This window comes from Vicinamibacteria bacterium, assembly GCA_035570235.1.
Classification (GTDB): domain Bacteria; phylum Acidobacteriota; class Vicinamibacteria; order Fen-336; family Fen-336; genus DATMML01.
The window spans coordinates 13,953-38,714 of the sequence record DATMML010000071.1 but is presented as its reverse complement, the minus strand read 5'-3'; the positions used below and the strand labels follow the sequence as shown (position 1 = coordinate 38,714).

17 protein-coding genes are annotated in these 24,762 nt (G+C 70.0%); 16 read left to right on the top strand and 1 reads right to left on the bottom strand.

Annotated elements, in window-relative coordinates:
• The 9 genes from VN461_12635 to VN461_12595 all read left to right on the top strand — a co-directional run.
• On the top strand, positions 1-532 hold a 532-nt coding region (locus VN461_12635), incomplete at its 5' end, for an ATP-binding protein (protein HXB55627.1).
• Positions 533-626: 94 nt separating this feature from the next.
• On the top strand, positions 627-2,690 hold the full coding sequence (tkt, locus tag VN461_12630; GenBank protein ID HXB55626.1) for a transketolase: 2,064 nt from the start codon (positions 627-629) through the stop codon (positions 2,688-2,690).
• A gap of 2 nt (positions 2,691-2,692) precedes the next feature.
• Positions 2,693-3,157 (top strand): ribose 5-phosphate isomerase B, encoded by a 465-nt coding sequence (gene rpiB / locus VN461_12625; protein HXB55625.1) that lies wholly within the window; start codon positions 2,693-2,695, stop codon positions 3,155-3,157.
• An 11-nt stretch (positions 3,158-3,168) separates the two neighbouring features.
• A complete protein-coding gene (locus VN461_12620; GenBank protein ID HXB55624.1) occupies positions 3,169-6,039 on the top strand; it encodes a bifunctional transaldolase/phosoglucose isomerase in 2,871 nt (956 codons plus the stop codon).
• A 33-nt stretch (positions 6,040-6,072) separates the two neighbouring features.
• The gene (gene gnd, locus VN461_12615) at positions 6,073-7,092 is read left to right on the top strand and encodes a decarboxylating 6-phosphogluconate dehydrogenase (protein ID HXB55623.1); all 1,020 of its coding nucleotides are present in this window, start codon (positions 6,073-6,075) and stop codon (positions 7,090-7,092) included.
• A gap of 5 nt (positions 7,093-7,097) precedes the next feature.
• Entirely contained in the window at positions 7,098-7,814 is a 717-nt protein-coding gene (locus tag VN461_12610; protein HXB55622.1) for an ROK family protein, read from the top strand.
• A 27-nt stretch (positions 7,815-7,841) separates the two neighbouring features.
• Entirely contained in the window at positions 7,842-9,371 is a 1,530-nt protein-coding gene (gene zwf / locus VN461_12605; GenBank protein ID HXB55621.1) for a glucose-6-phosphate dehydrogenase, read from the top strand.
• Positions 9,372-9,396: 25 nt separating this feature from the next.
• Positions 9,397-10,149 carry a 6-phosphogluconolactonase gene (gene pgl, locus VN461_12600; GenBank protein ID HXB55620.1) on the top strand — a complete coding sequence of 251 codons (753 nt, stop codon included), beginning with the start codon at positions 9,397-9,399 and terminating at the stop codon, positions 10,147-10,149.
• Positions 10,150-10,167: 18 nt separating this feature from the next.
• Positions 10,168-10,854 (top strand): HAD family hydrolase, encoded by a 687-nt coding sequence (locus tag VN461_12595; GenBank protein HXB55619.1) that lies wholly within the window; start codon positions 10,168-10,170, stop codon positions 10,852-10,854.
• A 21-nt stretch (positions 10,855-10,875) separates the two neighbouring features.
• Here the strand turns inward: VN461_12595 and VN461_12590 are convergent, their stop codons facing one another.
• Complete coding sequence (locus tag VN461_12590) at positions 10,876-11,787, bottom strand: LysR family transcriptional regulator (GenBank protein ID HXB55618.1); 912 nt, start codon at positions 11,785-11,787, stop codon at positions 10,876-10,878.
• A 133-nt stretch (positions 11,788-11,920) separates the two neighbouring features.
• Here VN461_12590 and gltB point away from each other — a divergent pair, with 133 nt between their 5' ends.
• The 7 genes from gltB to VN461_12555 all read left to right on the top strand — a co-directional run bounded on the left by gltB (position 11,921) and on the right by VN461_12555 (position 24,761).
• Complete coding sequence (gene gltB, locus VN461_12585; GenBank protein ID HXB55617.1) at positions 11,921-16,507, top strand: glutamate synthase large subunit; 4,587 nt, start codon at positions 11,921-11,923, stop codon at positions 16,505-16,507.
• A gap of 31 nt (positions 16,508-16,538) precedes the next feature.
• The gene (ilvD, locus tag VN461_12580) at positions 16,539-18,212 is read left to right on the top strand and encodes a dihydroxy-acid dehydratase (protein ID HXB55616.1); all 1,674 of its coding nucleotides are present in this window, start codon (positions 16,539-16,541) and stop codon (positions 18,210-18,212) included.
• A 361-nt stretch (positions 18,213-18,573) separates the two neighbouring features.
• Positions 18,574-19,539 carry an alpha/beta hydrolase gene (locus tag VN461_12575; GenBank protein ID HXB55615.1) on the top strand — a complete coding sequence of 322 codons (966 nt, stop codon included), beginning with the start codon at positions 18,574-18,576 and terminating at the stop codon, positions 19,537-19,539.
• Between the two features lie 394 nt (positions 19,540-19,933).
• On the top strand, positions 19,934-21,649 hold the full coding sequence (gene ilvB, locus VN461_12570; GenBank protein HXB55614.1) for a biosynthetic-type acetolactate synthase large subunit: 1,716 nt from the start codon (positions 19,934-19,936) through the stop codon (positions 21,647-21,649).
• Complete coding sequence (gene ilvN / locus VN461_12565; protein ID HXB55613.1) at positions 21,646-22,146, top strand: acetolactate synthase small subunit; 501 nt, start codon at positions 21,646-21,648, stop codon at positions 22,144-22,146. The genes ilvB and ilvN overlap by 4 nt, the downstream gene beginning before the upstream one ends.
• A gap of 60 nt (positions 22,147-22,206) precedes the next feature.
• The gene (gene ilvC / locus VN461_12560) at positions 22,207-23,265 is read left to right on the top strand and encodes a ketol-acid reductoisomerase (GenBank protein ID HXB55612.1); all 1,059 of its coding nucleotides are present in this window, start codon (positions 22,207-22,209) and stop codon (positions 23,263-23,265) included.
• Positions 23,262-24,761, top strand: coding sequence for a 2-isopropylmalate synthase (locus tag VN461_12555; GenBank protein HXB55611.1), 1,500 nt, complete (start codon positions 23,262-23,264; stop codon positions 24,759-24,761). The genes ilvC and VN461_12555 overlap by 4 nt, the downstream gene beginning before the upstream one ends.
• Position 24,762 lies beyond the last annotated feature (1 nt).

The window sequence follows — 24,762 nt, the reverse complement described above, 5'->3', positions numbered from 1 at the left end:
CGAGGCCTTGCTCCGTGTCGTGCTCACAGGCTCGGAGTGCACGGGCAAGACCACCCTCGCCTCCGAGCTCGCGGAGCACTATCGGACGGTCTGGGTGCCCGAGCAGAGCCGGGTCTACTTGGACAGGAAGGGCGCGCCCCTCGTCTACGCGGACGTGGAGGCGATTGCGCGCGCGGTGATCGCGGCCGAGGAGGAGGCGGTCCCGCGGGCGAATCGTCTCTTGATCCTGGACACCGACCTCCTCAGCACCGTGGTGTACAGCCGGCACTACTACGGGGATTGCCCCCCCTGGGTGGAGGCGGCGGCCCGCGAGCGCCGCGCCCACCTCTACCTTCTCCAGCACCCCGATGTTCCCTGGGTCGCCGACGGACTCTTTCGCGATATCCCGGACCGGCGCGAGGAGATGCACGCCCTTTTCCGGAAGGCGCTCGAGGCCGGGGGCGCGCGCTACCTGGACATCCGGGGCGGCTGGGAGGAGCGTCGGGCCCGCGCGCGCCGGGCCATCGATGCCCTGCGGGCGGCGCCTCTCTAGCCCTCCCCCGAAACCGCCGGCCTTGGCATAGAATCCTCTCGTCACCGGGGGCCGGGGTGGGCTGGCCGCCGTAGGGACGAGCCCGGAGAGGGATATGACCGCCACGAACATCGACTCCCTCTGCGTCAACACCATCCGCACCCTCGCCATCGACGCCATCCAGCAGGCCAACTCCGGCCATCCGGGCACACCCATGGGCATGGCCCCCGTGGCCTACTGCCTGTGGCAGCGCTTCCTCCGCTTCGACCCCGAGGATCCCATCTGGCCCGACCGAGACCGCTTCGTGCTCTCCGAAGGCCACGCCTCCATGCTGCTCTATGCCCTGCTCCACCTGACGGGGGTGAAGGCTGTCAACCCCGTATACGAGATCGTGGGCAAGCCCTCGGTCTCCCTCGACGACATCAAGACCTTCCGCCAGCTCGGGAGCCGCTGCCCCGGCCATCCCGAGTACCGCTGGACCTCGGGCGTGGAGACCACGACCGGACCCCTCGGGCAGGGCGTGGCCACAAGCGTGGGCATGGCCATCGCGAGCAAGTGGCTGGCCGCGCGCTACAACCGCCCTTCCTTCGAGCTTTTTGGCTTCCGGGTCTACGCCCTGGCCGGCGACGGCTGCATGATGGAGGGCATCTCCAGCGAGGCCGCCTCCCTGGCCGGGCACCTCAAGCTCGGCAACCTCTGCTGGATCTACGACAACAACAAGATCACGATCGAGGGGCACACCGACTGGGCCTTCAGCGAGGACGTGGCCACGCGCTTCATGGCCTACGGCTGGAACGTGACCCGGGTGGGCGACGCCAACGACCTGGAGATGCTGGAGCGCGCGTTCCGGACCGCGGGCGCGACCGCCGACCGGCCCACCCTCATCATCGTCGACAGCCACATCGCCTACGGGGCCCCCAACAAGCAGGACACCTCCGCCGCCCACGGGGAGCCCCTGGGGGAGGAGGAGATCCGGCTCACCAAGAGGAACTACGGCTGGCCGGAGGACGCGAAGTTCCTGGTGCCGGAAGGGGTGCGCGAGCACTTCCAGAGCGGCATCGGCGCCCGGGGCCGGGGCCTGCGCGAGGCCTGGGAGGCCCGCTTCAAGGAATACCGCGCTCAGGCGCCCGCCCTCGCCGACGAGATCGAGCGGATGCAGCGCCGCGAGCTGCCTCTCGGCTGGGACCGGGACCTTCCCGCGTTCGCCCCCGACGCCAAGGGAGTGGCCGGGCGCGACGCCTCCGCCAAAGTCCTGAACGCCCTCGCCCGCAACATCCCATGGCTGATCGGCGGCTCCGCCGACCTCGCCCCCTCCACCAAGACCCGCCTGACCTTCGAGGGGGCGGGGGACTTCGAGGCCGGTAGCTACGGGGGCCGCAACTTCCACTTCGGGGTGCGCGAGCACGCGATGGGGGCGGTCTTGAGCGGCCTCTCCTTGAGCAAGGTGCGGCCCTACGGCTCCGGCTTTCTGATCTTCAGCGACTACGAGCGGGGGGCCATCCGCCTCTCCGCCATCATGGAGATCCCGGTCATCCACATCTTCACGCACGACTCCATCGGGGTCGGGGAAGACGGGCCGACCCACCAGCCGATCGAACAGCTGATCTCCCTGCGGGCCGTGCCCCACCTAGTCGTGCTCCGACCGGGCGACGCCAACGAGGTGGTCGAGGCCTGGAAGGTCATCATGAAGTTCCATCACCAGCCCGCGGCCCTGGTCTTGAGCCGGCAGGCCATGCCCACCTTGGACCGGACCCGCTACGCCTCCGCCGCCGGCCTGGAGAGGGGCGCCTACGTCCTGGCCGACGCCCCGGGGGGCAAGCCCGACTTGCTCCTGCTCGCCACCGGCACCGAGGTCGGCCTGGCGGTCGAGGTCTACGAGAGGCTCAAGACGGAGGGCGTGAAGGCCCGCGTGGTGAGCATGCCGTCCTGGGAGCTCTTCGAGCAACAGCCCCTGAACTATCGGGAGGAGGTCATCCCGCCCGCGGTCACGGCCCGCGTCTCCGTGGAGCTCGCCTCCACCTTGGGCTGGGCGCGCTACGTCGGACTGCGCGGGCAGATGGTCGGGATGCGCACCTTCGGGGCCTCCGCCCCCCTCAAGGAGCTCCAGAAAGCCTTTGGCTTCACTCCGGAACTGGTTTACCAGGCGGCCAAGGCGCAGCTTCTCGCTGCGGGCGGCTGAGCATGCGGCTCGCTCTGGGCGCCGATCACGCCGGCTTCGAGTTGAAGGAGAAGGTCCTCTCGCTGCTCGCGGAGCTGGGCCATGAGGCCCTCGACCTGGGGACCCACGACCTGCAGCCGGTGGACTACCCGGACTTTGCGGAGGCGGTGGGGCGTGCCGTCATCGAGGGCCGAGCGGAGCGCGGGATCGTGATCTGCGGGAGCGGGGTGGGGGCTTCGGTGGCGGCGAACAAGGTCCGGGGCATCCGGGCCGGCCTCTGTCACGACACCTACTCCGCGCACCAGGGGGTGGAGCACGACGACATGAACGTGCTCGTCCTGGGCTCGCGCGTCATCGGTCCGGAGTTGGCCCGCGAACTGGTCCGGGCCTTCCTGGCCGCCCGCTTCACGAACGAGGAGCGCCATCGGCGCCGGCTGGCCAAAGTGGAGGCCATGGAGACGCGCTTTTCCGGCCCCCCGAGAGCCTGAAGGAGGATGCCGTGTCCGAAGCGGTGAAGAATCCCTTGCGGGCCCTGCTGGACTACGGACAGTCGGTCTGGCTCGACTACATCCGGCGCAGCCTCATCACGGGGGGCGAGCTGAAGCGTCTGCTCGACGAGGATGGCCTGCGCGGGATGACCTCCAACCCCGCCATCTTCGAGAAGGCCATCGCGGGCAGCAACGACTACAAGGACCTTCTGGAGGCCCCCGATTCCCGGCACCTCGATCCCCCGGCCCTCTACGAGAAGATCGCGGTGCGCGACATTCAGGACGCGGCCGACCTCCTGCGCCCCGTCTACGAGCAGTCGCGGCGACGGGACGGCTACGTCAGCCTGGAGGTCTCCCCCCTCCTGGCCCACAACACGGCGGGCACGCTGGCGGAGGCGCGCCGGTTGTGGAAGGAGGTGGGGCGCGAGAACCTCATGGTCAAGGTCCCCGCCACCCCCGAAGGAATACCCGCCCTCCAGGAGCTGATCGGGGAGGGGATCAACATCAACGTCACCCTTCTCTTCTCCCAGGTCGCTTACGCGCGGGTAGCGGCCGCCTACCTGGCCGGCCTCGAGGCCTTGGCCGCGCGGGGCGGCGATGTGAGCCGGGTTGCGAGCGTGGCCAGCTTCTTCATCAGCCGCATCGACTCCGCGGTGGACGCCCTCATCGGCGAGCGGCTCAAGGGCTCCCCCCCGCCCGCGCAGCAGGCGCTCCTCGCGGGCCTGGTCGGCAAGGTCGCGATCGCGAACGCCAAGGTGACCTACCAAAAGTACCTCGAGATCTTCAGCGGTCCCCGCTGGCAGGCCCTCTCCGCCCGCGGGGCCCAGACCCAGCGCGTCCTCTGGGCCAGCACCAGCACCAAGAACCCCCGCTACCGCGACGTGATGTACGTAGAGGAGCTCATCGGGCCCGACACCGTGGACACCATCCCCCCCGCCACCTTCGACGCGTTCCGCGACCATGGGCGGTTGCGGGCGAGCCTGACCGAGGACCTGGACGCCGCTCACGCGACCATGGAGAGCCTGCCCGCGGCGGGCATCTCGATGGAGCAGGTGACGGACAAGCTGCTCGCGGACGGGGTCACGATCTTCGCGGATGCCTTCGACAAGCTGATCCTGGCGGTGGGCAAGTACAGCCAGGAGCCGGGGAAGGCCAAGATCAACCGCCAGACCGCGCGTCTGCCCGATGCCTTGGCCGCGGCGGTACGGGCCTCCCTCGAGGAGTGGGGACGGGAGGGCAAGGCGCGGAGGCTCTGGGCCCGCGATGCGTCGCTCTGGATGGGCACGGACGAGGGCAACTGGCTCGGCTGGCTGGGCATCACCGAGGACCAGCACGCCCGGTTCCCGCATCTAGCGGCGATCGGGGAAGAGGTGCGCCTCGCCGGCTTCACCCACGTCCTGCTCCTCGGCATGGGCGGCTCGACCCTCTGTCCGGAAGTCATGAAGATGACCTTCGGCCGGATCCCCGGCTACCCCGAGCTCCACGTCCTCGACTCCACCGACCCCGCCCAGATAAAGGCCTTCGAGGCCAAGATCGATCTCTCCCACACCCTCTTCATCGTGTCCAGCAAGTCCGGGGGCACCCTGGAGCCGAACATCTTCAAGCAGTACTTCTTCGAGCGCGTCAAGCAGGCGGTGGGCGAGGGTGAGGTGGGCAACCGCTTCATGGCCATCACCGACCCCGGCTCCCAGATGCAGCACGTGGCCGAGCGCGACCGCTTCCGCCACATCTTCTATGGCCTGGCCAGCATCGGCGGGCGCTACTCCGCGCTCTCCGATTTCGGGCTGGTGCCGGCGGCGGTGATGGGTGTGGACGTCCACAAGTTCCTGGACCGAACGGAGGAGATGGTGCACGCGTGCGCGGCCAGCGTTCCCGTGGAGGAGAACCCGGGGGTGGTGCTGGGCACCATCCTGGGCCTGGCCGCGGCTCGGTTCGGGCGCGACAAGGTCACCATCATCGCTTCCCCCGGCATCCACGACCTCGGGGCCTGGCTGGAGCAGCTGCTGGCGGAGTCCACGGGCAAGGATGGCAAGGGCTTGATCCCGGTGGACAGCGAGGAACCGGGCCCCCCCGGGGTCTACGGCGGGGACCGCCTCTTCGCCTACCTGCGGCTGGAGGCGGGGCCGGACCCGGCGCAGGACGCGGCGGTGGCCGCCTTGGAGGGGGCCGGGCACCCGGTGGTGCGCATCTCGGTCGATGAGGTCTGGGACCTGGGGGAGGAGTTCTTCCGCTGGGAGATCGCGACCGCGGTGGCCGGCTCCATCCTCGGCCTCAACCCCTTCAATCAGCCGGACGTGGAGGCCAGCAAAGTAGCCACGCGGAAGCTGACCACGGAGTACGAGCAGAAGGGCGCCCTCCCCAAGGAGAGCCCCTTCTTCGAGGAAGGGGGCATCCGGCTCTTCACGGACGGCCGGAACGCGGCCGCCCTCGAGCCCGCGGCCGGAGCCCGCCCCTCCCTCGCCGGCTACCTGAAGGCCCACTTGGACCGTCTCCGGCTCGGCGATTACTTCGCGCTGCTCGCCTACCTGGAGATGAACGACGCCCACGAGCGCGCGCTCTCCGCCATTCGGATGTCCGTGCGCGACCGCAAGCGGGTGGCCACTTGCCTCGGCTTCGGGCCCCGCTTCCTCCACTCCACCGGGCAGGCCTACAAGGGGGGCCCCAACTCCGGGGTCTTCCTCCAGCTCACCGCGGAGGACGGCTTCGACCTCCCGGTGCCCGGCCAGAAATACACCTTCGGGGTGGTGAAGGCCGCGCAGGCACGGGGGGACTTCCAGGTCCTGGCCGAGCGGGAGCGCCGAGCCCTGCGGGTCCACCTGGGCAAGGACGTGGCGGCGGGCCTGGCCACTCTCGCCGCCGCCATCAATCGGGCCCTGGCCTAGCCGCGCCCGGGCTTCTCCGAGCAGAGGGAGCATATGCAGCTGGGGATGGTCGGGCTGGGACGCATGGGCGCCAACATGGTGCGCCGGTTGCTGAAGGGCGGGCACGAATGCGTGGTGTTCGACCGCGACCCCGCCAACGTGAAGCGGCTGGCCGGGGAAGGGGCCACGGGCGCGAACTCCCTAGACGATTTCGTGGCCAAGCTGAAACCGCCCCGCGCGGCCTGGCTGATGGTGCCGGCCGCAGCCGTGGAGGCGACGCTCACCGACCTCGCGGGCCGGCTCCAGAAGGGCGACATCATCATCGACGGCGGCAACTCCTACTACATCGACGACATCCGCAGGGCCCGGGAGCTGACCGCCCGGGGCCTGCACTACCTGGACGTGGGGACGAGCGGCGGCGTCTGGGGGCTGGAGCGCGGCTATTGCCAGATGATCGGCGGCGAGACGGACGTGGTGCGGCGCCTGGATCCGATCTTCAAGACCCTGGCCCCCGGCCGCGGTGGAATCGATCGCACGGCGGGAAGGGAGAAGGTGGGGGGCACCGCCGAGGAGGGCTACCTGCACTGCGGGCCCTCGGGAGCCGGCCACTTCGTGAAGATGGTCCACAACGGGATCGAGTACGGACTCATGGCCGCCTATGCCGAGGGCCTGAACATCCTCCGCCACGCCAACGCCGGCCGGCAGGGGCGGGCCGTGGACGCCGAGACCACCCCCCTCCGGGATCCCGAGCACTACCAATACGAGCTGAACCTCTCCGACATCACGGAGGTGTGGCGCCGGGGCAGCGTCGTGGCCTCCTGGCTCCTGGACCTCACCGCCCTCGCCCTCCTCAAGCAGCCCGACCTCAACTCCTTCTCGGGCCAGGTCTCCGATTCCGGCGAGGGGCGCTGGACGATCCTGGCCGCCATAGAAGAGTCCGCCCCCGCCCCCGTGCTCTCCGCCGCCCTTTACCAGCGCTTCAGCTCGAGGGGGGAGGGCGACTTCGCCAACAAGCTCCTCTCCGCCATGCGCTTCGAGTTCGGCGGCCACGCCGAGAAGCCGCGAGAGGGGTAACCGCCATGTCCAGCTCTCCAGAGCATCCCGCGGGACCCGTGCGCACCCTGGCCGTGGACATCGGGGGGACCGGCATCAAGACCCTCGTGCTGGACGAGGCGGGCAAGCCCCTGACCGAGCGCACCCGCGTCGACACCCCCCATCCCGCCACGCCCGCGGCGCTGATCGGAGCCATCGTGGGCCTCGCCCGGGAGCAGGGGGAGTTCGCGCGGGCCTCCGTCGGCTTTCCGGGCGTGGTCCGCAAGGGCGTGGTCCGCAGCGCGCCCAACCTCGATCCCAAATGGGTCGGGGTCGACCTGGCCAAGGCCCTGGCCAAGGCCTTCGGCCGACCGACCCGGGTCTGCAACGACGCCGACATCCAGGGGTACGGCGTCATCAAGGGCAAGGGGGTCGAGCTCGTGATCACCCTGGGCACGGGTCTGGGCTCGGCCCTCTTCGTGGACGGAAGCCTGATCCACCTGGAGCTGGCCCATCACCAGGCGTGGAAGGGCCGGACGTACGAGGAGGAGCTGGGGCTCAAGGCCCTGAAGAAGGTGGGCAAGAAGAAGTGGAACAAGCGCCTAGTCCGGGCCATCGGGGCCCTGGAGCGCCTCTTCATCTACGACACCCTGTACCTGGGCGGCGGCAACGCCAGCCGGATCACCGTCGATCTGCCCCGCAACGCCCGCATCGTGCCCAACGTCGCCGGGTTGCTGGGCGGCATCGCCCTCTGGCGCACCTGAGGGCTCCTCACTGAAGGGAGACGAGCCATGGCCAAGGCGATGACGGAGACCGATCCCCCGTCCACCCACGTGGCGCCCCCCTGCGTGATGGTGATCTTCGGGGCCGCGGGCGACCTCACCAAGCGCAAGCTGATCCCCGCCCTCTGCAACCTGGCCCGGGAGAACCTGCTCTCGCCCCAATTCGCGCTGATCGGCTACTCCTCGGGCGATATCACCACCGAGGCCTTCCGCGAGCAGGTCGGCCGGGACATCCAGACCTTCGCCACCAGCCCCGTGCCGCCCGAGACCGTGAACTGGCTCCTGCCCCGCATCTATTACTTGAAGGCCGACTTCCAGGACGCGGGCGCGTACACCCGCCTGAAGGAGCTCTTGGCCACGGTGGAGAAAGAACACGGGACCCAGGGGAACCGTTTCTACTACCTGGCCGTGGCCCCGCGCTTCTTCGGCGAGATCGTGTGTCAGCTGGGTCACGCGGGCCTCACCACCGAGCACAACCACCAGTGGAGCCGGGTGATCATCGAGAAGCCGTTCGGCCGGGACCTGGACAGCGCGCGCGCCCTCAACGCCGAGATCAAGCAGGTCCTGGACGAGCACCAGATCTACCGCATCGACCACTACCTCGGCAAGGAGACGGTGCAGAACCTCATGGTGTTCCGGTTCGGCAACGGGATCTACGAGCCGATCTGGAACCGCCGCTACATCGACCACGTGCAGATCACGGCCGCGGAGACGGTGGGGGTGGAGAAGCGGGGTGGCTACTACGACAGCGCCGGCGCCCTGCGCGACATGGTGCCCAACCACCTCTTCCAGCTCGTCTCCCTCACGGCCATGGAGCCGCCCATCTCCTTTCAGGCCGACGCTGTGCGCGACGAGCAGGCCAAGGTCCTGCGCGCGATCCAGCCCCTGACCCCGGAGGACGTGCTGACCCAGGCCGTGCGGGGGCAGTACGGGGAAGGTGACGTGGGCAAGGAGCGGGTGCCCGGTTACCGGGAGGAGCCCAACGTGCCCCCCGACTCCCCCACCGACACCTTCGTCGCCTTGAAGCTTGGGATCGAGAACTGGCGCTGGGCGGGCGTGCCCTTCTATCTGCGCACGGGCAAGCGCCTGGCCAAGCGGGTCACCGAGATCGCCATCCAGTTCCGGAGGGCGCCCTTCCTGCTCTTCCGCGACACCACCGTCGAGCGTCTGCGCCGGAACCGCCTGGTCGTCCACATCCAGCCCGACGAGGGCATCTCCCTGAGCTTCGGGGCCAAGATTCCCGGCCCCGTCATGCAGGTCGGCACCGTGGACATGGACTTCAAGTACAACGACTATTTCGGCAGCACGCCCAGCACTGGCTACGAGCGGCTGCTTTACGACTGCATGATCGGTGACGCCACCCTCTTCCAGCGCGCGGACATGGTGGAGGCGGGCTGGAACGTGATCACGCCCCTCCTCGACGTCTGGAAGGCGCTGCAGCCTCGCTCCTTCCCCAACTACCCGGCCGGCTCCTGGGGGCCCAAGGAGGCGGACGATCTCCTGGCGCGCGACGAGCGGGAGTGGCGGAAGATCGAGTGAGGGACGCCCCGGCGTCGTGCGCCCGATGAAGACCGAGATCCGGGTGGTCGAGGACGGGGCGGAGCTGGCGCGGGCCGGGGCGGACGAGTTTCGGGGGCGGGCCTTGGAAGCGGTGGCGGCGGGGGGGGCGTTCCGGGTCGTGCTCTCCGGGGGCTCCACTCCCCGGAGCCTGTTCTCGCTGCTGGCCGGCGAGCCCTACCGCGCACAGCTGCCCTGGGACGCGATCCACTTCTTCTGGGGCGACGAGCGCCCGGTGCCTCCCGACCATCCCGACAGCAACTACGGCATGGCCCGGGAGACCCTGCTCTCGCGGGTGCCGGTCCCCCCCGCCAACGTGCACCGGATCCCGGGGGAAGAGGAGGACGCGGGGGCGGCGGCCGCCGCCTACGAGCGGACCCTCAAGGGATTCTTCCGCCTCACGGGGGAGGAGCGCCCGCGCTTCGACCTCGTGTACCTGGGCCTGGGGCCCGACGGGCACACCGCCTCTCTCTTCCCGGGCACGAAGGCGCTCCACGAGGAGCGACGTTTGGTGGTGGCGAACTGGGTCGGCAAGCTCTACACCCACCGCATCACCCTCACCGCCCCCGTCCTCAACGCTGCCGCCCTCGTCGTCTTCCTGGTGGCGGGGGCGGACAAGGCCGTGCCCTTGAAGGCGGTCCTGGAGGGCCCGCGCGAACCCGACCAGCTCCCCGCGCAGCTCGTCCGTCCCGAGGGCGGAAGGCTGGTCTGGCTCGTGGACCGGTCGGCGGCGGCCCGGCTGGGCAGCGGCCACAGCTGAGGGGAGGTGGGGCTCGCCATGGCCGGGGTGGTCTTCCTGTTCGACGTCGACAACACCCTCCTCGACAACGACCGGGTCATCGCCGACCTGAGGCGGCACCTCGAGCGCGCGGTCGGACATGAGCGTCAGCAGCGCTACTGGGAGATCTTCGAGCAGCTCCGGGTCGAGCTCGGCTACGCCGACTACCTGGGCGCCCTCCAGCGCTACCGGATCGAGCATCCCCGGGACCCGCACCTCTTCACGGTCTCGAGCTTCCTGGTGAACTACCCCTTCGCGAACCGGCTCTATCCGAACTCGCTCGACGCGGTGATGCACTGCCAGCAGTGGGGGCCCGCGGTCATCCTCTCCGACGGCGACGTCGTCTTCCAGCCCCGCAAGGTCGAGCGCTCCGGGCTGGGCGAGCTCTTCGAGGGAAAGGTGCTCATCTACGTGCACAAGGAGCACGAGCTGGACGACGTGGAGGGGCGCTACCCGGCCGAGCATTACGTGCTCGTGGATGACAAGATCCGCATCCTGAGCGCGGTCAAGAAGGCGTGGGGCTCGCGGGTCACGACGGTGTTCCCGCGCCAGGGGCACTACGCCCTGGACGCGGCGGAGGTGGGGAGATACCCCCCCGCGGACGTGACCCTGGATCGGATCGGTGACCTCTTGGGCCACGACCGGCAGGGCTTGCTCGCGGCGGCCCGGCCGGCGACCGGCCCCTGAGGGCCAGGCGCCCCCGCCCGCTCAGGCCCCCGGCGGCTTGCTCCCGAACTGGTCCTTCATGAGGTCGAAGACGCGCATCATCTCGGTGATGGACCGGGGCACGTAGTCCGACCTCAGGTAGACCCAGGCCGTCTCCCGGTAGAGGCGGCGCCCGCGGACGCGCGCGTAGGAAAAGCGCCCGTGCCGCACGTCCTTGACGATGGCGGCATAGGGGATGAGGGTGATGCCGAGGCCGGCCGCCACCATGGACTTGATGATCTCCACATTCTCCGTCTCCATGGCCACGTCCACCTGGATCTCCTCCTCCCGGAAGAACTGCTCCAGGATCTTCCGGGTGTTAGACCCGGCTTCGTAGAGGATCCAGGGGTAGCGGCCGAGACGCGAGGTCTCGATCGTGCGCTCGCGGGAGAGGGGGTGGCCGCGCGCGGTGACCACCACCATCTCCTCCTTGAGCACCGGCACCACCTCCAGGTCCTTGGCCACGATGGGCAGGGTCAAGAGGGCGAGGTCCACCTCGTGGTTCCGGATGAGGCGGAGGATGGTCTCGGTGGCTGCGGAGACCACCCGCAGGTCCACCTCCTTGTAGAGGCGCAGGTACTTCCGGAGCACGCGGGGGAGGATGTGCATGCAGACCGTCATCCCTCCGGCCAGGCTCAGGGTGCCGCGGTGGAGGGCGTGGGTGTCCGAGATCTGGGAGGCCACCTCCTGCAGGTCGCGGTGGACCCGGTTGGCCGTCTTCAGCAGCAACTCTCCGGGGGGGGTGAGGGCCACCCGCTTCCCGCCCCGGTGGAGCAGGACCCCTCCCAGCTCCTCCTCCAGGAGCTTGATCTGGCGGCTGATCGCCGACTGGGAGACGTGGAGGCGCTCCGCGGCCCGGGTGAAGCTGCCCTCTTCGGCCACGGCCCGGAACATGTCGAGCTGACGCACGTCCATGGGTCATGCCCTTTCTAGATGGAGCTCATGCGTATCTTGTACAACGCTCATGTGCAAGAAACTCATGACCCTCATGCATTCTTTCAATTTTACATATATTTGGCCATGGCCATACTGAGACCTGGGAGGCAGGGTGAAGCCCAGGGAGAATGCGCGGGCCTCGACGCGGGGCCTCTACGAGCCGGCTTTCGAGCACGACGCCTGCGGAGTGGGGTTCCTGGCCGAACTCGGGGGCCGCCCCCACGTCCGCATCCTGCCCCTGGCCTTGACCGCCCTTTCCCGCATGGCCCATCGGGGGGCGGTCGCCGCGGACGGAACCACCGGGGACGGGGCGGGGGTCACGACCCAGATCCCTTTCGATGTGCTGCGGGAGGACCTCGCGGCCCGGGGCCTCTCCGGCCTCGAGCCGGGCGGCCTGGCCGTGGGCTCGATATTCCTTCCCCCCGAGCCGGCCCGCGCCGCCCGGGCCCGGGCCCTGGTCGAGGAAGTCCTGGTCCAGGAGGGCCTTCCCTTCCTGGGCTGGCGGGAGGTGCCGATCCGGGAGGAGGTCCTGGGGGAGCAGGCCTGGCGGGCGCGCCCCGGGATCGCCCATCTCCTTGTGGGCCGGCCCCCTGCGGCGTCGGACGCGGATTTCGAGCGTCGGCTCTACCGGGCGCGCCGGGAGCTGGAGGCGCGCGCCCGGCGCCTGGGGCTCCGCGGGCTCTATGTCGCCTCCCTCAGCCACCGGACCCTCGTCTACAAGGCGTTGGTGCGGGCCACCGATCTCGCCGACTTCTACCCCGATCTCCGCCACCCCGCCTACGCCACCGCCTTCGCCCTCTTCCACCAGCGCTTCAGCACCAACACCTTCCCCTCCTGGGCCATGACCCAGCCCTTCCGCCTCGTGGCCCACAACGGCGAGATCAACACCATCGAGGGAAACCGGAGCTGGATGCGGGCGCGAGAGGCCGGCCTCAGCTCCCAGCTCCTGGGCCTCAAGGCGGGTGCGATCCGTCCCCTGCTTCCGGAGGGGACGAGCGACTCCGCCAGCCTGGACGAGGCCCTCGCCCTCCTCACCCTGGCCGGGCGCGACGTCACCCAGGGCGTCAGCCTGCTCATGCCCCCGGCCTGGGAGGGCGACCCCGAGCTTGCCGCGGAGGTCAGGGCCCTCTTCGAGTACCAGTCCTGCCTCATGGAGCCCTGGGACGGCCCCGCTCTCGTGGTCTTCACGGACGGGAAGATCGTGGGTGCCGGTCTCGACCGCAACGGCCTGCGGCCGGCCCGCTATGCGGTCACCGTGGACGGCCTGGTCCTGGTGGCGTCCGAGGCCGGGGTCCTGGACGTGGCTCCGGGCCGGATCCTCCACCGCGGGCGGCTGGGTCCGGGGGACATGGTCGCGGTGGACCTCGCGGCCGGACGGTTCCTGGACCGGGGGACGATCCACGACGGGCTGGCCGCGCGCCGGCCCTACGCGGCCTGGCTGGCCCAGCACCGTGTTCCCTTCAGGGACCTGCCCCGGCCGTCCGCGGAGGTCGAGACCGCGGAGGTGGGGCCGCTCCGCGCCTTCGGCTACACCCGCGAGGAGATGCAGCTCGTCCTGGGGCCCATGTTCAAGGAGGGGCTCGAGCCCCTGGGCTCGATGGGCGACGACGTCCCCCTGGCCGTGCTCTCGGCGCAACCCCGGCTCCTCTACTCGTACTTCAAACAGCGCTTCGCCCAGGTCACGAACCCGCCCATTGATCCCCTCCGCGAATCCCTCGTGATGTCCCTCGGCACCCACCTCGGCCCCCAGGGCGATCTGCTGGCGGAGGCGCCCGGGCCCGGGCCCCAGGTCCACCTCGAGGGCCCCCTGCTGCGGAGGGAGGAGCTCAAGGCCCTCGAGGCCTGGGAGCACCCGGGGTGGGTGGTGCGGCGGCTGAGCCTGCTTTTCCCGGCTCCGGGCGGCACGCGCGCCTTCTCCTCCGCGCTCAACCGGCTGTTGCGCGAGGCCGCGGCGGCGGTGGAAGAGGGGGCGACCCTGCTCGTGCTCTCCGACCGCGGGGTGGACGAGGGCCGAGCGGCCCTGCCCGCGCTTCTCGCCGTCTCCGCCGTCCACCAGCACCTCGTCCGGCGGGGATCGCGGCTCAAGACAAGCCTGATTGCGGAGACGGGCGAGGCCCGCGACGACCATCAAGTGGCCAGCCTCCTCGGGTACGGGGCCAACGCGGTCTCCCCCTATCTCGCCCTGGCCGCCATCCGCCGGGCGGTCCAGGCGGCGGGGGGCGGGGAAGAGCCAGCGGCGGAGGCCGAGGACCGCTACCTGAAGACCCTGGCCAAGGGGATCCTCAAGATCCTCTCCAAGATGGGCATCTCCACCCTGCGCTCCTATCACGGGGCCCAGCTCTTCGAAGCGGTGGGGGTCGCCCCCGCGCTCGTCCGCCGTCATTTCACGGGCACGCCCTCCTTCGTGGGGGGGGTGGGCCTCGCCGAGATCGCCGGCGAGACCCTCGCCCGCCACGCGGCCGCGTTCGTGAAGGCCGCGTCCGACCTCGAGGAGGGGGGCTTCCACCGCTTCCGTCAGACCGGCGAGGCCCACGCCTTCGCCCCCAAGGTCGTGAAGGCCCTCCACGCCGCGGTTCGATCCGGGGAGCCCCTGGGGTACCGGGCCTACGCCGCCCTCGTCCACGCGCGCGACCCCCTCGTCCTGCGCGACCTCCTGGAGTTCTCGGGACGGGGCCCCATCCCCCTCGAGGAGGTGGAGGGGGTGGAGGCCATCTTCCCCCGCTTCATGACCGCGGCCATGTCTCTGGGAGCCCTGAGCCCGGAGGCCCACGAGGTTCTGGCCATCGGCATGAACCGGATCGGCGCCCGCAGCAACAGCGGGGAGGGCGGCGAGCCCGCCGACCTCTTCTGGAGAGCGCTCCCCGGCGGGGACCGTGCCCACAACCGCATCAAGCAGGTGGCCTCCGCCCGGTTCGGAGTGACCGCCCACTACCTGGTCACGGCGGACGAGCTCCAGATAAAGATGGCCCAGGGCAGCAAGCCCGGCGAGGGGGGCCAGCTCCCCGGCCACAAGGTGGCTCCCCACATCGCGCGCGTGCGCCACGCCTCCCCCGGCATCACCCTCATCTCGCCCCCGCCCCACCACGACATCTACAGCATCGAGGACTTGGCCCAGCTCATCTATGACCTCAAGCGGGTGAACCCCGCGGCCACCGTGGCAGTGAAGCTCGTCTCCGAGGCCGGGGTGGGGACCGTGGCCGCGGGGGTGGCCAAGGCCCACGCCGACGCCATCCTCATCGGGGGCTACGACGGGGGCACCGGCGCCTCCCCCCTGGGCTCGATCAAGAACGCGGGCACGCCCTGGGAGCTGGGCCTGGCCGAGGCCCAGCAGGTCCTGACCCGCAGCCGCCTGCGCGGCCGGGTGCGGCTGCAGGTGGAGGGCGGGCTCAAGACCGGCCGCGACGTGGTCATGGGCGCGCTCCTGGGGGCGGAGGAGTTCGGCTTCGGGAGCACCGCCCTCGTGGCCGTGGGGTGCGTCATGGCCCGCCAGTGCCACTTGAACACCTGCCCGGCCGGGATCGCCACCCAGCGCGAGGACCTTCGGCTCGGGTTCAAGGGCACCCCCGAGGACGTGGTCAAGTTCTTCACCGCGGTGGCGCAGGAGGTGCGGGAGATCCTGGCCCTGCTCGGCTACCGCCGGATCGAGGAGATCATCGGCCTCACGGAGCGGCTGGAGGCCCGGCCCCGGCTTGCGGGGAAGGCCTCCATGGTCAGCCTGGAGCGGGTGCTCGCGGAGGCGCCCCCTCCCGATTTCCCCCGCCGCAGCCGGGATCCCCGCAACGACCCGCCCGAGACGGGCGGGCGCCTGGACGAGGGCGTGCTCGCCCGTCTGCGCTTCGGGGGGGCCACGGTGGCGCCCCTCGAGATGGAGTTTCTCATCACCAACGCGGACCGGGCGGTGGGAGCCGCGGTGGCCGGCGAGCTGGCGCGGCGCCTGCCCGCCCACCCCCTCCCCCCGAACACCGTTCGCCTCAGCTTCCGGGGCAGTGCGGGCCAGAGCTTCGGGGCCTTCTGCGTGGAGGGGATGCGGCTCGTTCTCGAGGGCGAGGCCAACGACTACGTGGGCAAGGGGATGTCGGGTGGGGAGATCGTGGTGCACCCCCCCAAGGCCGCGCCCCTCGCCTCCCAGCCCGTCCTCGCCGGCAACACCTTGCTCTACGGCGCCACCGGCGGCCGACTCTTCCTGGCCGGGCGCGTCGGCGAGCGCTTTGCCGTTCGCAACAGCGGGGCCCAGGCGGTGGTGGAGGGGGTGGGCGACCACGCCTGCGAGTACATGACGGCGGGGGCGGTGATCATCCTGGGCGACACCGGCCGCAACCTGGGGGCGGGGATGTCGGGGGGGTTGGTGTACGCCCTGGACCCCGAGGACCGGCTGCCCCGCCGCTGCAACCTCGACCTGGTGTCGGTGGGCCCCCTTCCCGTCGAGGACGAGGAATGGTTGCGGGAGGGGATCGAGTGCCATCGGGACTCGACGGGCAGCGACCGCGCCCGGCACATCCTCGATAACTGGGCGGAGATGAAGTCTCTGTTCCGCCGCATCGCCCCCAAGGCGACCGCGGGTCTCGCCCGACCGCTCCCCTGGCGCAGCGCGACCCCGGCCCGGATCGTGGAGTTCCCGCGGCCGGCGGAGAGGCACGCGCCCCGCCCCCAGGCCTGGATCGCCCAACCCCTGGGCGAGGGGACCCCGGGGCTGGGGTAAACTTCCCCGCCGCCAGAGCGCGGGGGGGTTCATGACCGACCACCGCCGGAGCCGAGTCGTGACGGAAGGGGTGCTGCGCGCCCCCAGCCGGGCCATGCTGCGCGCGGTGGGGTTCGGGGAGGGCGACTTCAGCAAGCCGATCGTAGGTATCGCCAACGCCTATAGCACCATCACCCCCTGCAACCTCGGGCTCAACACCCTCGCCGCGCGGGCGGAGGCCGCCCTGCGTGAGGCGGCGACCATGCCCCAGGTCTTCGGGACCATCACCGTGAGCGACGGCATCTCCATGGGCACGGAGGGGATGAAGTACTCGCTGGTCTCCCGCGAGGTGATCGCCGATTCCATCGAGACGGCCTGCAACGGGCAGACCATGGACGGGGTCCTGGCCATCGGCGGCTGCGACAAGAACATGCCGGGGGCCATGATCGCCGTGGCCCGCATGGACATCCCCGCCATCTTCGTCTACGGGGGGACGATCAAGCCCGGCCACTACGCGGGGCAGGACCTCACGATCGGCAGCGTGTTCGAGGCGGTGGGGGCGCAGGCGGCGGGCAAGATCGACCTGGCCACGCTCAAGGAGGTGGAGGGCAAGGCCTGTCCGGGGGCGGGCTCTTGCGGTGGCATGTTCACCGCCAACACCATGTCCTCCGCCTTCGAGGCCATGGGCATGAGCCTGATGTACTCCTCCACCATGGCCGCCGAGGACCCGGAGAAGGCCGAGAGCGCGGCCGAGTCGGGGGCGGTGCTGGCCGCCGCCATCCGGCGCGGCCTCTCCCCCCGGCAGATCCTGACCCGCGCCGCCTTCGAGAACGCGATTGCGGTGGTGATGGCGGTGGGGGGGTCCACCAACGCCGTCCTGCACCTCCTGGCCATCGCCCACGCCGCGGAGGTTCCGCTCAGCATCGACGATTTCGAGACCCTGCGCGGGGGGGTGCCCGTGCTCTGCGATCTCAGGCCCTCCGGCCGGTACGTGGCCACCGACCTGCACCGGGCGGGAGGCATCCCCCAGGTCATGAAGATGCTCCTCGTCCACGGCCGGCTCCACGGGGAGGCCCTCACCATCACCGGCCACACCGTGGCCGAGCAGCTTAAGGATGTGCCCGCGACGCCGCGGGCCGATCAGGACGTCATCCGCCCCTGGGAAAGACCCATCCACCCCCAGGGGCATCTGGCCATCCTGCGGGGCAACCTGGCCCCAGAAGGGGCCGTGGCCAAGATCACCGGCCTCAAAGCTACGAAAATCACCGGCCCCGCCCGGGTGTTCGACTCCGAGGAGGCCTGCATGGAGGCGACCCTGGCCGGCCGCATCCGCGCGGGGGACGTGATCGTGCTCCGCTACGAGGGCCCGCGGGGGGGCCCCGGCATGCGCGAGATGCTCGGCCCCACCTCGGCCATCGTGGGCGCGGGCCTCGGCGACTCAGTGGGGCTCATCACCGACGGCCGCTTCTCCGGGGCCACCCACGGCATGGTGGTCGGCCACGTGTCTCCCGAAGCGGCGGTGGGGGGGGCGATCGCCCTGGTCCGGGAGGGCGATCTCGTCACCATCGACGCCGAGGCGCGCCGGCTGAGCCTGGACGTGGAGGAGGGCGAGATCGCGCGCCGCCGTGCGGCCTGGTCGCCCCCCCCGCCCCGCTACCGGAGGGGCGTGCTCGCCAAGTATGCCCGGCTCGTCTCGAGCGCCAGCCTGGGCGCGGTGACCGACTAGCCGCAAAAAAGGGCAGGGGCGGTACTTGTAGTTTGGCGAGACCACTGCCGTCCGTTGAAATCCGCGCACGTCCCTGCTGCGCGTGCTTGCAAAACTCTGTCATAAGGGCTGCCTGCCGCGAGACGGTGGCCAGAAGAGTCCGCTTTTTGTCCTGAACCGACAGACCATGTCGGCCCGAGTCGACCTAGACTCCGTCGGAACGGAAGAGCCGGTCATGCATATGGGACATCCCGCCCCCCCTGACGGCCGTTTCGCGTTCACGTTGGAGCTCCAGGCCGCCTGTGCAGCGATGGCGCGTCTCCTACAGCCGGAAGGCAGTTGGGTGATTCGGGTCCCTCAGGTTCCATAGTCGGGGTGAACGATGAAAGCGGTGTTGGCAGTTCTCGTCGGGTTACTGGTCGTTGCGGAGACATTGCGGGCGGACTCTCCAAATGCGTCGGGAGTCCAGCACGGATCTCTGCGGGTGCGGGACGGAAGCCAGCTCTACTACGAAAGGGCAGGACGCGGGCCGGTATTGATCACACCCGGCCGCTTGTTCGTGTTTGACGCCCTGAAAGTCTTATCCGACCAGTACACAGTCATTGCTTATGACATGCGGGACCGTGGGTGGTCACAGCCCATCTCGGATCCGGCGCGACTGACGATCCAAGACGATGTGCGCGACTTGGAAGATGTGCGCCGCCACTTCGGAGTGAAGAGGTTCACGCCCGTCGGATATTCGTATCTCGGATTGGTGGTGGTGATGTATGCGCTCGAACATCCGCAACAGGTCGAGCGCATCGTGCAAATGGGGCCTGTGCCCATGAGCTTCAACAGCACGTATCCAGCCGACCTGATGGCTGAGGACGTGAAGTCGGTGCCTGATCCTGCAAAGTTGGAGGAATTGAAAGAGCTTCGCCGGGCCCATCTCGACGATGAGCATCCCCGAGAATACTGCGAGAAGGAGTGGGAGGTGACCCGGTTCATGCTCGTGGGCAACCCGGCCAATGTTGGCAAGCTCGGGCCGGGATGGTGCGACATGCCCAACGAGTGGCCGACCCATCTTCAAAGACACTTCGCCGCCTCAATTGAATCGGTCAAGAAGGTGGACGTGTCGCAGGGTGCCCGCACCTTACGCACGGCAGTGCTGACGATCCACGGGACGAGGGACCGCAACGCACCCTATGGATCGGGGAAGGAATGGGCAACGACTCTTCCAAATGCGAGGTTGCTGACCATCCGAAATGCCGCGCACCAATCGTTTGTGGAATATCCGGAGATCGTTATTCCGTCGATCCGATCCTTCATGGGAGGGGCCTGGCCACAGGGTTCCGAGAAACTTGACTGAGCTGCGATTCAGACGTTCTAGGTCCGGTCGTGCAAGGCCGCCGGACGACCGCCTCCAGACCGGCCAGGGCCCTGGCCGCCCGGTCCGGCCACAAAAACCTGCCCGGGTGTCACTAAATCATGGGGACGAGTACAGGGCCTTGACAGCCCCCGAGATCCCGCGTACGCTACCGACCGTTCGTATGCCCTCGATGACTCAATTCGGCCTCGCCGAACCCACCTTGGTCGCGGTACGACTGTCCCTGCGACTGCTGGTACTGATTTCCATTAGACCGCACGGGGGTTCGGTGATCTAGGCCAAGAGCCAAGTCGAGATCGATCAGAACCCCCGAGGCAGCAAACCTCGGGGGTTTTGCTTTTTGGGGTTCTTTTTTGGGAGCCGGGGAGGCCAAGCGGTGATTCTGACCGGGGCGCAGATTCTCTGGGAATGTCTGGTCAAGGAGGGCGTCACCACGGTCTTCGGCTATCCGGGCGGGGCCATCCTCCCTGCCTACGACGCCATGCTCGACTACCCCGCCATACGCCACGTCCTCGTCCGGCACGAGCAGGGGGCGGCGCACATGGCGGATGGCTACGCCCGCGCCAGTGGGCGGGTGGGGGTGGCGGTGGCCACCTCCGGCCCGGGGGCCACGAACCTGACCACCGGCATCGCCACCGCCATGCTCGACTCCACCCCCACCGTCTTCATCACCGGCCAGGTGTCGTCGCTCCTGCTGGGCACCGACGCCTTCCAGGAGACGGACGTCACCGGAATCACCCTCCCCATCACCAAGCACAACGCGCTCGTCACCGACGTCACGACCCTCGCCCGCACGCTGCGCGAGGCCTTCCACCTCGCGCGCAGCGGCCGCCCGGGACCGGTCCTGGTCGACATCTGCAAGGACGTGCAGCAGGCGCGCACGGAGTTCGAGTGGCCGGCGGAGGCGCCACCGCTGAACGGCCACGAGCCCTCCCCGCCCCGGGCCGCGGACCTCACCCGGGCCGCGGAGCTGGTGGCGGGGGCCAAGCGACCCCTGATCCTGGCCGGCGCGGGCGTGATCCGGTCGGGGGCCTCCGACCTCCTCAAGGAGTTCGCGGAGAAGACGGATACCCCCGTGGCCTCGACCCTTCTCGGCCTGGGCGGCTTCCCGGCCAGCCATCCCCTGGCCCTGGGCATGATGGGCATGCACGGCGAGGCCTTCGTGAACCAGGCCATCCAGCGGGCGGACCTTCTGCTCGCCTTCGGGATGCGCTTCGACGACCGCGTCACCGGGAACCTCAAGACCTACGCCCCGGATGCGAAGAAGGTCCACGTGGAGATCGACCCCTCCGAGATCGGCAAGAACGTGGCCGTGGACGTCCAGATCGCGGCCGACCTCCGGGCGGCCCTCTCCGCGCTCCTCCCCCTCCTCCCCGAGAGGCGGCACCCGGAGTGGCGGCGTGAGATCGACGCCGGCCGCGCCGAGACCCGGACCCGCGACATCCTGCACCAGCCGGACGGCGGCCGGTTGTTCGCGGCCCACGTGATCAACGACCTCTGGGAGGCCACGGGGGGCGAGGCCGTGGTCGTGACCGACGTGGGCCAGCACCAGATGTGGGAGGCCCAGTACTACCACCATGAGAAGCCCCGCACCCTCATCACCTCGGGCGGGCTCGGCACCATGGGCTTCGCCCTGCCCGCCGCCATCGGGGCCAAGCTGGCCCGCCCGGAGGCCGAGGTCTGGGTGATCGCGGGGGACGGCGGGTTCCAGATGACGCAGTGCGAGCTGGCCACCCTCCAGCAGGAGAAGCTGGACATCAAGATCGCGGTCGTGAACAACGGCTTCCTGGGCATGGTCCGCCAATGGCAGGAGTTCTTCTACGCCCGCCGCTACGCGGCCACCCCGATGCTCTCCCCCGACTTTGTGGCCCTGGCCTCCGCCTACGGCATCCCCGCGCGCCGCGTGAACCGCCGCGCCGACGTCGTGCCTGCGGTGGAGGCGGCCCGAAACGCGCCGGGGCCAGCCCTGATCGAGTTCCAGGTGGAGCAGGAGGACGTGGTCTACCCCATGGTGCCCTCGGGCGCCGACCTCCACGCCATGATCCGCCGCCCCGCGGAGGCCGCGGTCGAGGCCCAGGAGGCGCAGGCATGAAGCACACCCTGGTGGCTCGGGTTCAGGACCAGCCGGGGGTCCTGAACCGGGTGGCCAGCCTCTTCCGGAGGCGGGCCTTCAACATCGAGAGCCTGACCGTGGGGGGCAGCGAGGTGCCTGACTTCTCCCGGATGACCATCGTGGTGGACACGGCACGGGCCCCCGCCCACCTGGTGGCGGCCAACCTGCGCAAGCTGGTGCCGGTGGCGGAGGTCACGGACGTGACCCATCTGCCGACCGTGGACCGGGACCTGGCCCTGATCCGCGTCCGTTGCGAGCCGGGCACGCGGGGGGAGATCGCGAACCTGGTGGAGATCTTCCGGAGCCGCATCGTGGACGTGGCCCCGGATTCGGTGATCGTGGAGATCACGGGCGACCTGGAGAAGGTGAATGGCCTCGTGGAGCTGCTGCGCCCCCGGGGCATCCTGGAGATGGTGCGCACGGGCAAGGTCGCGATGGTCCGGGGCACCGCCGCCGCCCCCGGAGAGGCGGGCTAGCGATGCCCCGGGCTCCGATCGGCGCTTCGAACGCTTCCCTGAGCCGGCAAGGAGGGTGACATGGCACGGATCTATTACGACAGTGACGCGGACCTAGAGGCGCTCGCCGGCCGGCGAGTTGCGGTGCTGGGCTACGGCAGCCAAGGCCACGCGCACGCCTTGAACCTGCGGGACAGCGGGGTCGCGGTCACGGTGGGGTTGCCGGCGGGCAGCCGCTCCCGGGCCCGCGCCGCGGCGGAGGGGCTCACGGTAAAGACCCCGGGGGAGGCTGCGGAAGGGGCTGACATCGTCATGATCCTGACCCCCGACACCGGCCAGGCCCGCCTCTTCAACGAGGAGGTCCGGCCGCACCTGGGCGCGGGCGACACCCTGATGTTCGCCCACGGGTTCAACATCCGGTTCGGGACCATCGAGGTCCCCCCAGGGGTCGACGTCTCCATGGTCGCCCCCAAGGCCCCCGGCCACCGGGTGCGCGAGGTCTTCCGGGAGGGGCAGGGGACGCCCGCCCTCCTGGCCGTGCATCGGGACGCGACGGGGCACGCCAAAAGGACCGCGCTCGCCTACGCCAAGGGGATCGGCTGCACCCGGGCGGGCGTCATCGAGACTACGTTCGCGGAGGAGACGGAGACCGACCTTTTCGGCGAGCAGGCCGTGCTCTGCGGCGGGGTCTCCGCGCTCGTGAAGGCGGGGTTCGAGACCCTGGTCAAGGCCGGCTACCAGCCGGAGATCGCCTACTTCGAGTGCCTGCACGAGCTGAAGCTCATCGTGGACCTGATGTACCGCGGCGGCCTCTCCTACATGCGCTACTCCGTCTCCGACACCGCGGAGCACGGGGACTACACGGGGGGCCCCCGCCTCGTCACCCCCGAGACCCGGCGGGAGATGGAGCGGATGCTGGAGGAGATCCGGAGCGGGGCCTACGCCCGGAAGTGGATCGAGGAGAACGAGGCGGGCCGCCCCTGGTTCGAGGCACGGCGGCGCGAAGAGCGGGCCCACGTCCTGGAGGTAGTGGGCCAGCGCCTGCGCGCGATGATTCCCTTCCTGGACGCGGTCACCGTGACCCCGGAGGGGGAGGTCCGCTCCGCCCGCGTGGAGCCCGCGGTAGAGGCCGCCCGATGACGGACCGCATCGCCGTCTTCGACACTACCCTTCGCGACGGGGAGCAGTCCCCGGGGTGCAGCATGAACCCGGGGGAGAAGCTCCGCCTGGCTCGCCAGCTCGCCCGCCTGGGCGTCGACGTCATCGAGGCCGGCTTCCCCATCGCCTCCAAGGGGGAATGGGAATCGGTCCACACCATCGCCACCGAGGTGAGGGGGTGCGTGGTGGCCGCGCTCAGCCGCGCCAAGGAGGCGGACATCCTGGCCACGGTCAAGGCCCTGGAGGGCGCGGCGGACCCCCGCGTTCACATCTTTCTCGCCACCTCCGCCATCCACCTGAAGTACAAGCTCAAGACCACGGCCGCGGAAGCGCTCCGCCAGGCCGAGGAGGCGGTGCGCTTGGCCCGCTCCCTCTGCGCGAACGTGGAGTTCTCCGCGGAGGACGCCTCCCGCACCGACTATGCCTTCCTGCGCGAGATCCTGGCCGCCGTCCACGGGGCGGGGGCGACCGTGCTCAACATTCCCGACACCGTCGGCTACGCCCTCCCCGACGAGTACGGCGCTCTCATCGGCCGCCTCCACCACGACCTCCCGGAAGCGGTGCTCTCCGTCCACTGCCACAACGACCTCGGCCTGGCCGTCGCGAACTCGCTCTCCGCGGTACGGGCGGGGGCCCGTCAAGTGGAAGTCACCGTCAACGGGATCGGCGAGCGGGCGGGCAACACCTCCCTCGAGGAGTTCGTGATGGCCCTGCGCGTCCGCCGCGAGCACTTCGGCCTGGAGACGGGAGTGCGGACGGAGCAGATCGCGGCCACCAGCCAGCTCCTCTCCTCCACCACCGGGATCTGGCCGCAGCCCAACAAGGCGGTGGTGGGACGCAACGCCTTCGCCCACGAGGCCGGCATCCACCAGCACGGCGTCCTCAGCAACCCCCTCACCTACGAGATCATGACCCCGGCCAGCGTGGGCGTGCGTGAGTCGAGCCTGGTCCTCGGCAAGCACTCCGGCAGGCACGCGGTGGAGTCTCGCCTCTCGAGCCTGGGCCTTCGCCTGGAGCCGGAGGAGGTGGAGGCGGTCACGGCCCGGGTGAAGGAGCTCGCGGACAGGAAGAAGTTCATCTACGACGAAGACCTGCTCGCTCTGGTCTCCTCCGCCCCCCAGCGCCGGGCCCGCCTCGTGCGCTATCAGTCCCTCTCCGGCAACGAGATCCTGCCCACCGCCACCGTGGAGGTGGAGGTGGATGGGGAGCGACGCACCGCCTCCGCGGTGGGCAACGGCCCCCTCGACGCCGCCTTGAAGGCCACGGACGCGGCCCTCGGGCTCAACCTCGAGCTCTTGGAGATGCACACCCGGGCCGTAACCGCGGGCAAGGACGCCCTGGCCGAGGTCATCGTGCGGGTGCGCCACGACGGGGTGGAATCCACCGGCCAGGCGGCGAGCACGGACACCCTGGAGGCCACGCTCAAGGCCTATCTATCGGCGGTGGCCGCGGCCCGCGGGGCCCAGGCGGCCGCGTAGG

What these genes read in the sequence shown, in the direction of transcription:
- VN461_12590 (HXB55618.1), bottom strand. Translation starts at nt 11,787, where the DNA reads ATGGACGTGCGTCAGCTCGACATGTTCCGGGCCGTGGCCGAAGAGGGC.
- VN461_12555 (HXB55611.1), top strand. Translation starts at nt 23,262, where the DNA reads ATGACGGACCGCATCGCCGTCTTCGACACTACCCTTCGCGACGGGGAG.
- ilvC (HXB55612.1), top strand. Translation starts at nt 22,207, where the DNA reads ATGGCACGGATCTATTACGACAGTGACGCGGACCTAGAGGCGCTCGCC.
- gnd (HXB55623.1), top strand. Translation starts at nt 6,073, where the DNA reads ATGCAGCTGGGGATGGTCGGGCTGGGACGCATGGGCGCCAACATGGTG.
- pgl (HXB55620.1), top strand. Translation starts at nt 9,397, where the DNA reads ATGAAGACCGAGATCCGGGTGGTCGAGGACGGGGCGGAGCTGGCGCGG.
- VN461_12575 (HXB55615.1), top strand. Translation starts at nt 18,574, where the DNA reads ATGAAAGCGGTGTTGGCAGTTCTCGTCGGGTTACTGGTCGTTGCGGAG.
- VN461_12595 (HXB55619.1), top strand. Translation starts at nt 10,168, where the DNA reads ATGGCCGGGGTGGTCTTCCTGTTCGACGTCGACAACACCCTCCTCGAC.
- zwf (HXB55621.1), top strand. Translation starts at nt 7,842, where the DNA reads ATGGCCAAGGCGATGACGGAGACCGATCCCCCGTCCACCCACGTGGCG.
- VN461_12610 (HXB55622.1), top strand. Translation starts at nt 7,098, where the DNA reads ATGTCCAGCTCTCCAGAGCATCCCGCGGGACCCGTGCGCACCCTGGCC.
- ilvD (HXB55616.1), top strand. Translation starts at nt 16,539, where the DNA reads ATGACCGACCACCGCCGGAGCCGAGTCGTGACGGAAGGGGTGCTGCGC.
- tkt (HXB55626.1), top strand. Translation starts at nt 627, where the DNA reads ATGACCGCCACGAACATCGACTCCCTCTGCGTCAACACCATCCGCACC.
- ilvN (HXB55613.1), top strand. Translation starts at nt 21,646, where the DNA reads ATGAAGCACACCCTGGTGGCTCGGGTTCAGGACCAGCCGGGGGTCCTG.
- rpiB (HXB55625.1), top strand. Translation starts at nt 2,693, where the DNA reads ATGCGGCTCGCTCTGGGCGCCGATCACGCCGGCTTCGAGTTGAAGGAG.